Here is a 12,694-nt window from a genome sequence, read left to right as displayed (position 1 = left end):
TTTACCAGGCGGGTAATCGACTTCGTTCCCGGCGGGCGGAAATATCAAGGGCAGCAAAGCAATCCGACCGAGGAGCCTGAAATGCCCGCCTACGCCATCGCCAACCTGTGGGACGTCGACATCAATGCCGAGATCGTGGAATACCTGGAGCGCATCGACGGCACACTGGCGCCCTACGGCGGGAAGTTCATCGTGCACGGCGGCACGCAGCGGGTGATCGAGGGCCCGGCCAGTGCGAGCGTCATCGTCATCGAGTTCCCCGATTATCAGGCCGTGACCGACTGGTACGAGTCGGCCGCCTACCAGGAGATCCTGCCGCTGCGCCTGCGCAACTGCTCCAGTGTCGGGGTCCTGGCCGCCGACTGCAGCGAGGATCACGTCGCCACCGACGTCCTGAAGGAGGTGGTGACCAACGACTGAACGCTCTCAGGCTGGCTACACAGCAGCGGGCGGGCACCGGATTCCGATGCCCGCCCGCTCATGTATTCAGCTGCGCGTCAGCCCTTCCCGGACTACCTGTCCTGGAAGTAGCTGAGCAGGCGCAGGATTTCGAGGTACAGCCAGATCAGGGTGACGGTCAGGCCGAACGCCACGCCCCAGGCCGCCTTCTCCGGAGCCTGGGCCCGGATGAGCTGGTCGGCGGCGTCGAAGTCGAGCAGGAAGCTGAAGGCCGCGACACCGATGACCACCAGGCTGAACACGATCGAGAGGGTGCCGCCCGAGCGCAGGCCGAAGCCGTCGGCGGTGAAGAAGCTGGCGACCAGGTTGCCGAGCATGAGCACCAGGATGCCGATCATGGCGCCGACGATCATGCGGGTGAAGCGTGGGGTGACGCGGATCGCGCCGGTCTTGTAGACCACGAGCATGCCGAAGAAGACGCCGAAGGTGCCCAGCACCGCCTGCGCGATCAGGCCGGATCCACCGACGCCACCGAACTGCACATTGGTGAACAGGAACGAGAACGCGCCCAGCAGTAGGCCTTCCAGCGCCGCGTAGCTGAGCACCAGGGCCGGGTTGTTCTGCTTGCGGCCGAAGATCATGATCATGGCGAGCGCGAAGCCGCCGAGGCCGCCGACCGCGAGGAACAGCCCGGCCAGGCCGTGGTTGGCCGAGGTGAGCGCGTAGGACAGGATCGCCGTCAGCGTGACCACGCCGAGGGTGATGCCGGTCTTCTGCACGACATCGTCGATGGTCATCGGGCGGGTGGTCGGCACGGCCGGCTGATAGGGCTGCTGGTAGCCCGGGTACTGCGACTGCTGGCCGTACGGGTTGTTCGGGAACTGTCCGGCTCCAGGCGCCGAGCCGAAGCCGGCGTAGCCGCCCTGCTGCGGCTGCAAGTTCCGGAAGACCGGGTTGGATGTGGAGCGCATTTCGGTGCGTCCCTTTCTGGAGTCGCGGCTCACGTCCGTCGTGGCCATTGAAGCTACTCGTCCAACGCGCTGTGGGGGTCCGGAGTTCCCGAACCCCCGCAGATCGGACGGATCGGACTTTACCTTAGCTTTACCGAATGCGCCGCCCGATGAGCCGTGGTCCGGCCGCTCCGGAAGCCGGTCTCAGCCCAGCTGGCTCATCACGCGAGAAGCGATGAGCTCCAGGTGATCCAGATCGGACAGATCCAGAATCTGCAGGTAAACCCGGCTGGTACCGGCGATCTCGGCATAGCGGCCGATCTTCTCGACCACCTCGTCCGGGCTGCCCGCCAGGCCGTTGGCCTTCAGCTCGTCCACCTCGCGCCCGATGGCGGCCGCGCGCCGAGCCACCTCGGCATCGCTGGCACCGACACAGGCGACCAGCGCGTTGGAGAAGGTGATGTCGTGCGGATCGCGGCCGGCGTTCTTGGCGGCCTTGCGGACTCGCTCGAACTGCTCGGCACTGTCCTGCGCCGACTGGAACGGCGCGTTGAACTCGGTCGCGTACTGCGCGGCCAGGCGCGGGGTCCGCGCGGGGCCCATGCCGCCGATGATGACCGGGATACGCGGCTGCGCAGGCTTGGGCAGCGCCGGGGAATCGGTGAGCGTGTAGTGCTCACCGGCGAAGGAGAAGGTCTCGCCGACCGGCGTCGACCACAGACCGGTGACGATGGCCAGCTGTTCCTCGAAGCGCGGGAACCGCTGGGCCGGGAACGGAATGCCGTAGGCGGCGTGCTCGGCCTCGAACCAGCCCGCGCCGAAACCGAATTCGACGCGGCCACCGGACATGGCGTCGACCTGGGCCACCTCGATGGCGAGCACGCCCGGGTGGCGGAAGGTGGCCGAGGTGACCAGGGTGCCCAGCCGGATGCGGCGGGTCTCGCAGGCCAGGCCCGCGAGGGTGATCCAGGCGTCGGTGGGGCCCGGGAGGCCGTCGGCGTCGCCCATCTTCAGGTAGTGGTCGGACCGGAAGAAGGCGTCGTAGCCGAGGTCCTCGGCGGTCTTGGCGACGGTGCGCAGGGTGTCGTAGGACGCGCCCTGCTGGGGTTCGGTGAAGATTCGAAGATCGATTCGTCCCATGCGCCCTATTGTTCGACGTCCTGCCAGCTGTGCATCCGGCGGGTCACAACGGACGGACCGAGCGGGTCACGGTGAACTTGCGATTGCGGCCCATCACATCTGTTCTGCCGACCATGCGCTCCATGACGCCTCGATAGTTGAGGTGGGTGTTGTAGACCGTCCACAGCTCGCCGCCGGGGCGCAGCACCCGGCCGGTCTGCTGGAACATCTTGATGGCCGAGCCGGTGTGCACGGCCGCGCCGACATGGAAGGGCGGGTTGCACAGCACCAGGTCGGCGCTGTTGTCGGGGGCGCTGGACATGGCGTCGTCCTGCAGCACGGTGACGCGGTCGGCGACGCCGTTGGCGGCTGCGGTGGCGCGGGTGGAGGCCACCGCGGCCGCGGACTGGTCGGTCGCCGTCACCCGGATACCGGGGCGGGCCTTGGCGAGTGCGACGGCGAGAATGCCGGTGCCGCAACCCAGATCGATGGCATCGCGGGCATCGGGCTTCATCCGCTTCAGGTGGTCGAGCAGGAAGCGGGTGCCGATGTCCAGGCGCGGGCCGGAGAAGGCCGCACCGTGCGCCACCACCTCCAGGCCCTGGTCGTCGAGCCGGTTGCGGATCGGAAAGCGGGGCTCGCCAACGATTTTGGGCTCGGCGGCGAGCAGGATGCGAGATTTCTGGCGGCCGCGGGTGGCGCGCACCGAGCCGAAGGATTCGGCCAGTACCTCGTTCATGGCGGGGGTCAGGTATTTGTCGCGGCCGCCGGCGAAGACCTCGACATCGGGGGCGGCCCAGCGCGCGATGGCCTCGGCGGTTTCGGCCAGGCCGGACAGGGCTCGCGGCAGCCGCCACAGCACCACGCGGACATCGGCGAGCAATCCCGCGCCCAATTCGCGGGTCGAAAAGCGATCGGCTAGACCGACAATTCGGGCATTGTTGGCAAGCGCCAATTCACCGGTGAGCAAATCCTGATGCACCCGGACCTCATGCAGGTCGTGCGCGGCGATCGCCCCCAGAGTCAATGCCCCGTAGCCGTCGTCGATCACGGCCACCCGCCCGTCCCCGGCGATGGCCAGCGAATCTGCGGCGACATCCAGCATGAGGCGGTCGGCGGCATCGACCGCATACAGGTTCACCGCTTCGACATCCGGATACCGCCGTAACCGGCCCAATACGTCCTCGACCTCAACCACACCTACAGTGTGCTAGATCATTGCCGAAGTATTCCATTCGGCACGGTCGGTGGCCCCTTTGCGGAATTGACCAAGCCCGGCACTATTCTGCGATTCCGCAAATCACATGTCGATCGTGTTCACGCCGAATGGATTTCCGAGTTGCCCGCGCTTCGCCGGGGCATGACGGCGGCCGCACCGATGAGGACCACCGCCATGGCCGCCACGCCGAGGAATACCAGGTGCACCGCCGGCGCGAGGTCCGACGCGGCTGGATGGCCGGCCTTCCCGAGCCGGGCATTGACCAGCGCGCCGAACACGGCCACACCGACCGCGCTGCCCAGCGAGCGGGCGAACATATTGGTGGCGGTGACCACGCCTCGCTCCGACCATTCGGCGCTCGCCTGGGCGGCGATGAGGGTCGGGCTGGCCACCAGGCCCATCCCCATGCCGACGATGAAACAGCCGATCGCCAACTGCCACAGGCTCGACCGCGCGTCCACCACCAGCAGCGACGCCGCACCCGCCACGGCGAACAGACTGCCGATCACCGCCGTCGCCCGGAAACCTATGCGCAGGTACACCTTTCCGGCCTGCGACGCCGACACCGGCCAGCCCAGCGTGAGAGCGCCGACGGTGAGACCCGCGATCAGTGCCCCGCTGCCCAGCACACCCTGCGCGAAGGTCGGCACGTACGAGGTGAGACCCAGCAGGATCGCGCCGACCAGCAGCGAGGCCAGGCTGCTGGCCACGACGATGCGGCGGGTGAAAACCCACAGTGGCAGAATCGGATTCGCGGCCCGCCGCTCCACCAGCCCGAACACCGCCAGCATCACCCCGCCGCCGACGAAGAGGGCCAGGCTCGAGGGTGAGCCCCAGGCCCACGCCTGGCCGCCCTCGAGCAGGGCCAGGATCAGCGCCCCGGCCCCGACGGTGAGCAGTCCGGCGCCGAGGTAGTCGATCCGATGGCTCTGCCGCGGAGCGCTTTCGGTGAAGTTCCGCAGGATCATCCAGGCCGCCAGCGCCGCCAGCGGCAGGTTGATCAGGAAGATCCACCGCCAGCTGATGTACTCGGAGAACACGCCGCCGAGCAGCGGCCCCAGCACCGACGAGGTCGCCCACACACTGGCCAGATACGCCTGCACCTTGGCCCGCTCCGGGACCGTGTAGATGTCGCCCGCGATGGTCATCGAGATGGGGCTGACCGCGCCCGCCCCGATGCCCTGCACCGCCCGGAACGCGATCAGCGCGACCATGCTGGTCGCCAGCCCGCACAACAGCGACCCCAGCGCGAACACCCCGATCCCGAACAGCATCACCGGTTTCCGCCCCACCATGTCGGCGAGCTTCCCGTAGATCGGCACCGTCACCGCCTGCGCCAGCAGGTAGATACTGAAAAGCCAAGGGAACTGGGCGAACCCACCGAGCTGATCGGTGATCGTCAGCACCGCGGTGGCAATGATGGTCGAGTCCAACGCCACCAGCGACGTCGACAACATGATCGCCGCGAGAATCGGCCCCCGCTCCGACCGCAACCCGATCGACGCCTTCACATCCGTAGCCGTCACCGGCGGCCCCTTCCCTCAACACAACTCACCACAGAGTCGAACACCCCACCTGGACCGCTATTCCCGGCCCGGTCGAGCCGGATCGTGCCGGACGCGAAATACGAAGGCTCGCAACGGCCAGCAGGCGGTCGCGCCGACAGCGTGCCGGCGTGCCCATGAAAGCGGGGGCGCAACGATTTGCGCGTGGGACTCGACGTGCTCGGTAGTACCGAGTGGGAGGGACTTTTCATGAAGAGAATCGTTGGCATCATCGCGGCGGTCGCCTCGGTGGCCCTGGCGGCGGCGTGCCAGGACGGCGGCTCGACACCGGCGACCGGCGGGTCGTCGATGCCGAGCTCCGCCACCGTGACCGCATCGGGAACTGTTCAGTCCCCCGCCCCTCAGCAGTCGCCGGGCGCCACGCAGCCCGCCGGTGACGGCGCACCCGCCACCGCCGGAAACGGCAAATGCGTCGATCTGAAGTCGGCGGTGGTCACCGCCGCGCTGGGCAGCCTCGGCCCCGGTGTCGGCGGTGACGGGTATTACGCGGACAGCGGCACCGATGCCTCAGTCGGCTCCTGCCCCGCCCTGCTGTGGGTGCTCGCCGGGACTCCGCACGGCACCGCCAGCTCGCCCTGGCACGTGATGCTGTTCAACCACGCGGGTTACCTGGGCACCGCGACCAAGAAGTCGATGTCCTACACCCAGGTGGTCGGCTCGTCCGATCGCAGTGTCCAGGTCCAGTACCGGTGGCTGGCCGGTCAGGACGCCAGCTGCTGCCCCTCGGGCGGGCCGGTCACCGTCACTCTCACTCTGGGCGCCGACGATCACACCGTCACTCCGGACCGTGACTTCCCGGCCGAGGTGACCGATCCGAGTTCCGCGGGCACCCCGCCGGTGTGCCCGGTCACCAAAACCGTTCTGCTCCAGGCGTTGCGCGGCACCGACATCGAGTCGCGATTGGCGCAGCCGGTCGAACTCGAGGATCGGATCGACTGCGCCGGCGAGTGGGCGATGGCCCACAGCGGCACCCACAACAACACGGTCAACCGGGCCCAGGTCCTGTTCCATTACGTGGCAGCCGACGGCGGCTGGAAGCCGGTGAACCTCGGCAGCGCCCTGCACTGCACCGAGATCGGTGTGCCGGCCGATGTCGCGAGCCAGATCTGCCGCTGATCGAGCCGTCACCGGGCTCGAGCTGTCACCGGGCGGGCGCCGGTGAGCCACGCCCACCGGCTGCCCGCCGCAGAGTGTCAGAGGGAGGCGGCCAGATCGCGCAGGACCGGGAGGCTGACCGAGCCGGAGCCGAGCACCTTGTCGTGGAAAGCCTTGATGTCGAAGGCGGATCCGAGACGATCGGTGACCAGGGCGCGCTGGCGGCGGATCTCGAGCTGGCCGACCTTGTAGGCCACCGCTTGGCCGGGCATGGCGATATAGCGGTCGATCTCCACCCGGATTTCCTCGAGCCCGACGGGGGCGTTGGCGGACATGAAGTCGACAGCCTGCTGACGGGTCCAGCCCTTGGCGTGCAGACCAGTGTCCACGACCAGGCGGCAGGAGCGCCAGGAATCGGCGGCGAGCATGCCGATGCGGGTGAGATCGTCGGGGTACAGGCCCATTTCGTCGGCGAGGCGCTCGGTGTAGAGCGCCCAGCCTTCGACGAAGGCCGTATTGGAGAAGGACATGCGCTGGAAGCGCGGGAGATGGTCCAGCTCGTTGGCGATGGTGAGCTGGAGGTGATGGCCGGGGATGGCCTCGTGGTAGGCGACCGCGGCGGTCTCATAGCGGTTGCGGCTCTTGGGTTCCCGCAGGTTCACGTAGTATGCGCCAGGGCGGGAGCCGTCGGCCGCAGGCGGGAAGTAGTAGGCGGCGGGTGCGTCCGCGGCCAGGAAGTCGGGGACAGGCTGGATGTCGCAGGACTGGCGTGGGAGCCGGCCGAACCAGTTGCCCATCTCCGCCTGGGCGGCGGCCAGATACGCCCGGGCGTCGGACATGATCTCCGCACCGTCGCCGTAGCGCAGCGCCGAATCCTCGCGCAGGCGGGCGAAAATGGCGGTCTGGCCGGCGAGGCCGAACAGGCGGCCGCCCACCTCCTCGTATTCGGCGCGCAGGCGGGCCAATTCGTCCAGGCCGAGCTGGTGGATCTCGTCCGCGCCCAGGTCGGGCAGCGTGGTGTGGTGGCGCAGCAGGCGGCGGTAGATGTCCGCACCGTCGTCGCCGAGCCAGCAGAGGCCGGGCTTGTCATCGGGGCGCGATGCGGGTTCGAGCTCGGTGGCGAGCACCGCCCGGTAGGCGGCGAAGGCCGGCCGGATGACCTCCCGCGCGACCTCGGCCAGCTCTGCGCGCCAAGCGGTTTCGCCATCCCAGCCCGCCGGGCCGGCCAGGGTGACGAACGGGTCGTCGGCGAGATCGGAGGCCAGATAGCCGTCCAACTGATTGAGCGCGCGCACGATGGTGATGTGTGCCGGCATGCGCCCGGCCGCGAGTCCCGCCCGGAAGCGCTCCACGGCCTGGTTCATCAGGGTGCCGAACTGCCGGTAGCGCTGCACCAGCCGCCGCGCGTTCTCCGGTTCGGGCGCGTTCACCTGGGGAGCCATGGTCAGCATCCCGGCGTGCACGCCCGTCATCTGATCCGAGGCCATTTCGACGGGCCGCCACTCCAGATGCGAGACGGCCGAAGCCAATTCGGTGCGCAGCAGGCTCCGCGTGGTCCGGTCCTCGTCACCCAGCCGCGCGGGGTCCAGCGCATCCACCTCGGCCAGTAACCCCCTCCAGGTACCCAGCAGCCGTTCCTCCGCAGCGACCGACAGATCCTCGATGCGATCGTCGAATCTCCTGTCCCCCAACAGGGTCGCCTCGCTCGGCGCAGACTCCAGCATGGCGTCCCAGTACCGGTCGGCGAGTCCGATGAGTTCCTCGTGCACTGTGTTCAATCTGCCCTCCGCTTCGCTCCGACCGGGTTCGCGGCCCCGGAGGTCTCGTTCTTCCCTCCCTGCGCTCCCCGCTTCGCTCCTCCGCTCCGAGGCGGAGGTCTATCGAGCCGCAGTCCAGAACGAGCGCTCCATCGACCTGCGCTTGGGCCGCGAACCATTATGGCCTTCTTCTCCGATGTCAGCGGCGCGGCGGAACCGGAATTCGCATCAGATCCTCGGCCACCACGATCTCCCCGTCGAAATGGGCACGGGCATCGGCCAAATGCTGGTCCAGGGCGCGGTAGCGCTGCGAGTAGTGGGTCAGCACCAGGGTGCGAACCCCCGCCCGCGCCGCCACCTGTGCCGCCTGCCCCGCCGTGAGATGACCGTATTCGACAGCCAGGTGCTCATCGGCATCGATGAAGGTGGACTCGATGACGAGCATGTCCACGCCCCGGGCCAGGTCGTGGACGCCGTCGCAGAGCCGCGTGTCCATGACGAAGGCGAAACTCTGTCCCGGCCGCGCCTCGCTCACCTCGTCGAGAGTGACCATGCGCCCGCCGATCTCGACTTCGCCGCGCCGCTGCAGTTCACCCACGACCGGCCCGGACAATCCCAGTTCGCGCAGTCGCTCGGGAATGAAGCGCAGGCTGTCCGGCTCGTCGAGCCGGTAGCCGAACGATTCGACCGGGTGGGACAGCCGCGCCGCGCGCAGGGTGAAATCGGCTCCCGGCGGCGGCAGTTCACCGGCATCGGTGATCGGGTGCGGGCGCAGGTCCACCTGGCGGTTGTGCGCCGAGGAATCGATGAGCCGTTCGTAGTAGACCTCGCCGGACGCCGGGAAGTAGACGTCCACTGGATGCAGCGCCCCGTCGAGGCTGATGCGGCCCAGCACACCCGGCAGGCCGAAGCAGTGGTCCCCGTGGAAGTGGGTGATGCAGATGCGCGTGATCCCGCTGGCGGCCACACCCGCGAAGCTCATCTGCCGCTGGGTGCCCTCCCCCGGGTCGAACAGCAACCCCTCGCGATCCCACCGCAGCAGGTAGCCATTGTGATTGCGCTGTTTGGTCGGTACTTGGCTGGCCGTCCCCAGAATGACCAGTTCGCGCTGTGACACGGCCGTCAGGCTACCGTCCACTCCGCCGATCCTCGCGGTGGCGAGGCGGGCGCGTCCCGTGACGATACCGACAGGGGGTATCCGGCCGGGCGGTGGCAGGTCCGTAGAATGGCCGCCGTGATCGAACAGCAGCCCCGAGGCACCCGGTTCATCCGGGCCGTCGGGCTGCTCGCCCTGCTGGCCGGGCTGGTGGCCATGCACGCGCTCGTCCTGGGCATGAGCCATGACCGCATGACCGGCGACCACGCCGGGAGCCCGGCGACCGTTATGACCGAGCGCACGCACGACGCCGCACTGCCCATGGCGGGTATCGCCCCCATCGCCATGGCCTCGGCCCTCGGCGAGAACCACATGTCCATGCCCGGCTGTGGCGGCGATTGCGGCAACGGCCACGCGGGAATGCACGGCTGCCTGTTCGTGCTCGCCGCGCTGCTGCTCGGACTGGGTCTGGTCTTGCTGGCCTGGGTCGGCATCGGCCGCCGCGACGCCGTCACCTCGACACCGCGCCGCCCGCGCGCGCATCACGCCCGTCCACCACCCTGGACGGTGCTCTCCCTGGCCGAACTGGCGATCCTGCGGATCTGATGGGCCGCCGCGGCCGCGTATCCCTCACGCGGACGCGGGTTTTCGCCTGCTCATTTCCCGATTCACCAGTACCCACCAAGGAGTTCGACCATGTTCAGCACCCGGATCAAGCTCGCCCTGATCGCCGGCACCGCGGCCACCGCCCTGATCGCCGCCGGCTGTAGCGGCAATGACAGCGACACCTCGAAGGCCGCGCCGTCCTCGACCACCACGGCCATGGATCACGGCAGCATGCCCGGCATGGATCACGGCGCGACCGGCACCTCGGCGCCGGCGGCCACCCGCAGCGACTTCAATGCCGCCGATGTCACGTTCCTGCAGATGATGTACCCGCATCACGCGCAGGCCGTGGAGATGGCGAAGCTGGTGCCCACCCGCTCACAGAACCAGCAGCTGATCACCCTGGCCAAGGCCGTGGAGCAGGCGCAGTCGCCGGAGATGCAGCAGATCACCACGCTGCTGCAGAGTTTCGGCAAGCCGGCGCCGAGCGGCGACATGGGTCACGATATGCCCGGCATCATGTCGAAGGACCAGATGACCAAGCTGGAGGGCCTGTCCGGCCCGGACTTCGACAAGCTGTGGATGCAGATGATGATCGAGCACCATCAGGGCGCGATCACCATGGCGAATACCGAACTGGCACAGGGCACGAACGCCGAATCGAAGGTCCTGGCGCAGTCCATCGTGACCGCACAGCAGCAGGAAATCACCCAGATGAACAGCATGCTGGGCCAGAGCTGACCGCGAGAAGCCAACGGGTGCGCCGGTATCCGGCGCACCCGTTACGAGCGTTTCTCAATTGCCGATTACGGCGTTCATGATGGTGCCGGCGCTGGTGGCGGTGACGCCGCCGATCATCGCTCCGGCCACCATCTTCGGTGATTCGAGGCCGCCGCCGCTCCACTTCTCCCAGGCAAACCGGCCACCGCCGTAGGTGATGGCGGTGACGCCGGACAGCATGGTGAACCAGGTGAAGTAGCGGACCAGCTTCATCAGCTTGTCGGCTACGGGCGGGGTCTCCGGGGTCGGGTTGCCGATCTGCGCGACAACCGTGGTGTAGGCGTCATGCACGGCGAGGAGCATGCTCACGACCGGTTCCTCTCGGGATGCTGAGACGGTGCTGATGGGTCGAACTTGTGGCACAACTCTCACTATTCAGAGCAATTGAACCGCATTCCGCAAGGTCGCGTATGGAAGACACACCACCAGCACCGAACTCGAGCACCCGATCAGCTACCAGATTTCGTCTCCGCGCGGGCCATCACCGAGTGCCGTCGGCCGTAGGCGAAGTACACGACCAGGCCCAGCGCCATCCAGATGACGAACCGCAGCCAGGTCTCCACCGACAGGTTGAACATGAGCCAGGCGCAGGCGATGACCGACAGGATCGGGATGAACGGCACCAGCGGCACCCGGAAGCCACGCTTCAGATCCGGCCGGCTGCGGCGCAGCACGACCACGCCGATGGACACCAGCACGAACGCGAACAGCGTGCCGATATTGACCATTTCCTCCAGGGTGCCGAAGTCCACGAACCCGGCCAGCACCGCGCAGATGACGCCGACGATGGCGGTGATCCGCACCGGGGTGCCCTTGGGGCCGGTGTGGGCGAGCCGGCGCGGCATCAGGCCGTCGCGGGACATGGCGAACAGCACGCGGGTCTGGCCCAGGAACAGCACCATCACGACCGTGGTCAGACCGGCCAGCGCGCCGACGGAGATGATGTTCTTGGCCCAGGTGACACCGTGCAGGGCGAAAGCCGTTGCGAGGGTGGCATCGTTGCCCTGCAGGTCCTTGTAGGACACCATGCCGGTGAGCACCAGCGAGACCGCCACGTACAGCACGGTCACGATGGCCAGCGAGCCCAGGATGCCGCGCGGCACATTGCGCTGCGGATCCTTGGTCTCCTCGGCGGCGGTGGCGACCACGTCGAAGCCGATGAAGGCGAAGAACACGATGGAGGCCGCGGCCAGCAGGCCGTACCAGCCGTAGTGGCTGTTGCCGCCGCCGGTGACCAGCTGGAACAGGGTCTGCTGCAGCTTGCTCGCGCTGCCGGAATCCGCGTTGGGGACCGATGCGGGGATGAAGGGCTTCAGGTTCGAGACCTTGAAGTAGGTGGCGCCGACCACGACCACCAGCGCGATGACGGCCAGCTTGATGGCGACCGCGACCGCGGACACCCGCGAGGACAGCTTGGTGCCGAGGGCGAGCAGCACGCCGAGTAGGGCGATCAGAACGACCGCACCCCAGTCGAACTTGACCGACCCGAAGTGCCAGATGGGCTGATGCCCGCCCATGACCGTGCCCAGATACTGAGACCAGCCCTTGGCGACCACCGAGGTGCCGAGCGCGAATTCCAGGATGAGGTCCCAGCCGATGATCCAGGCCACCAGCTCACCGAAGGTGGCGTAGGAGAAGGTGTACGCGCTGCCCGCGACGGGGACGGTCGAGGCGAATTCGGCGTAGCAGAGTGCGGCCAGGCCGCAGGCGACGGCCGCGAAGACGAAGGCCAGCGAGACCGCGGGTCCGGCCATGTTGCCCGCGGTACGCGCGGTGAGGGTGAAGATACCGGCGCCGACCACGACCGCGACGCCGAAGACCGTGAGGTCCCACGAGGTCAGGTCCTTGCGGAGTTTGGCATCGGGATCGTCGGTGTCCCGGATCGACTGCTCGACGCTCTTGGTGCGGAACAGTCCGGTGGTGCGCTGGGCAGCGGGACCGGCAGCGTCTCGCGGGGAGTCCGATATCGCCACTGTCTCTCCTAAATCTGGCTTCTCGGCAACAATGCAGTTCTCACCGTTCGGTCGCCGTCAGGCGAGTTATCGGCGTCACACGGCACCGTATCACCAGCTGGTACGTACCAGTTCAGCAACAGGCTGGTCACCGAG

General features: G+C 67.9%; 12 protein-coding genes. 4 read left to right on the top strand and 8 right to left on the bottom strand.

The features are described from left to right. The first annotated feature begins 81 nt into the window (after positions 1 to 81). The gene (locus ABZ909_RS01780; RefSeq protein ID WP_356995696.1) at positions 82 to 420 is read left to right on the top strand and encodes a DUF1330 domain-containing protein; all 339 of its coding nucleotides are present in this window, start codon (positions 82 to 84) and stop codon (positions 418 to 420) included. Between the two features lie 92 nt (positions 421 to 512). Here the strand turns inward: ABZ909_RS01780 and ABZ909_RS01775 are convergent, their stop codons facing one another. The 4 genes from ABZ909_RS01775 to ABZ909_RS01760 all read right to left on the bottom strand — a co-directional run bounded on the left by ABZ909_RS01775 (position 513) and on the right by ABZ909_RS01760 (position 5,213). Beyond that, entirely contained in the window at positions 513 to 1,370 is an 858-nt protein-coding gene (locus ABZ909_RS01775; protein WP_356995695.1) for a Bax inhibitor-1/YccA family protein, read from the bottom strand. A 183-nt stretch (positions 1,371 to 1,553) separates the two neighbouring features. Beyond that, positions 1,554 to 2,480, bottom strand: coding sequence for an LLM class F420-dependent oxidoreductase (locus ABZ909_RS01770; RefSeq protein ID WP_356995905.1), 927 nt, complete (start codon positions 2,478 to 2,480; stop codon positions 1,554 to 1,556). A gap of 52 nt (positions 2,481 to 2,532) precedes the next feature. Next, positions 2,533 to 3,666, bottom strand: coding sequence for a methyltransferase (locus tag ABZ909_RS01765; protein ID WP_356995694.1), 1,134 nt, complete (start codon positions 3,664 to 3,666; stop codon positions 2,533 to 2,535). A 119-nt stretch (positions 3,667 to 3,785) separates the two neighbouring features. Beyond that, the gene (locus ABZ909_RS01760) at positions 3,786 to 5,213 is read right to left on the bottom strand and encodes an MDR family MFS transporter (protein ID WP_356995693.1); all 1,428 of its coding nucleotides are present in this window, start codon (positions 5,211 to 5,213) and stop codon (positions 3,786 to 3,788) included. Positions 5,214 to 5,441: 228 nt separating this feature from the next. Here ABZ909_RS01760 and ABZ909_RS01755 point away from each other — a divergent pair, with 228 nt between their 5' ends. Further along, the gene (locus tag ABZ909_RS01755) at positions 5,442 to 6,368 is read left to right on the top strand and encodes an LppP/LprE family lipoprotein (protein WP_356995692.1); all 927 of its coding nucleotides are present in this window, start codon (positions 5,442 to 5,444) and stop codon (positions 6,366 to 6,368) included. A 77-nt stretch (positions 6,369 to 6,445) separates the two neighbouring features. Here ABZ909_RS01755 and ABZ909_RS01750 read toward each other — a convergent pair whose 3' ends face one another. Further along, entirely contained in the window at positions 6,446 to 8,116 is a 1,671-nt protein-coding gene (locus tag ABZ909_RS01750) for a DUF885 domain-containing protein (RefSeq protein ID WP_356995904.1), read from the bottom strand. Positions 8,117 to 8,303: 187 nt separating this feature from the next. Then, positions 8,304 to 9,221 (bottom strand): ribonuclease Z, encoded by a 918-nt coding sequence (locus ABZ909_RS01745; RefSeq protein WP_356995691.1) that lies wholly within the window; start codon positions 9,219 to 9,221, stop codon positions 8,304 to 8,306. Positions 9,222 to 9,338: 117 nt separating this feature from the next. On the opposite strand from ABZ909_RS01745, the gene ABZ909_RS01740 reads away from it, so the two are divergent. Beyond that, complete coding sequence (locus ABZ909_RS01740; protein ID WP_356995690.1) at positions 9,339 to 9,806, top strand: DUF6153 family protein; 468 nt, start codon at positions 9,339 to 9,341, stop codon at positions 9,804 to 9,806. A 90-nt stretch (positions 9,807 to 9,896) separates the two neighbouring features. Continuing rightward, the gene (locus ABZ909_RS01735; protein ID WP_356995689.1) at positions 9,897 to 10,547 is read left to right on the top strand and encodes a DUF305 domain-containing protein; all 651 of its coding nucleotides are present in this window, start codon (positions 9,897 to 9,899) and stop codon (positions 10,545 to 10,547) included. A 54-nt stretch (positions 10,548 to 10,601) separates the two neighbouring features. Here the strand turns inward: ABZ909_RS01735 and ABZ909_RS01730 are convergent, their stop codons facing one another. Both ABZ909_RS01730 and ABZ909_RS01725 read right to left on the bottom strand, forming a co-directional pair. Then, entirely contained in the window at positions 10,602 to 10,889 is a 288-nt protein-coding gene (locus tag ABZ909_RS01730; RefSeq protein ID WP_356995903.1) for a hypothetical protein, read from the bottom strand. A 146-nt stretch (positions 10,890 to 11,035) separates the two neighbouring features. Continuing rightward, positions 11,036 to 12,553: an amino acid permease gene (locus tag ABZ909_RS01725; RefSeq protein WP_356995902.1), complete on the bottom strand. Its 1,518-nt coding sequence runs from the start codon at positions 12,551 to 12,553 to the stop codon at positions 11,036 to 11,038. Positions 12,554 to 12,694: the final 141 nt, after the last annotated feature.

This window comes from Nocardia sp. NPDC046763 (assembly GCF_040645495.1).
Lineage (GTDB): Bacteria > Actinomycetota > Actinomycetes > Mycobacteriales > Mycobacteriaceae > Nocardia.
This window is presented reverse-complemented; position numbering and strand designations above follow the sequence as displayed.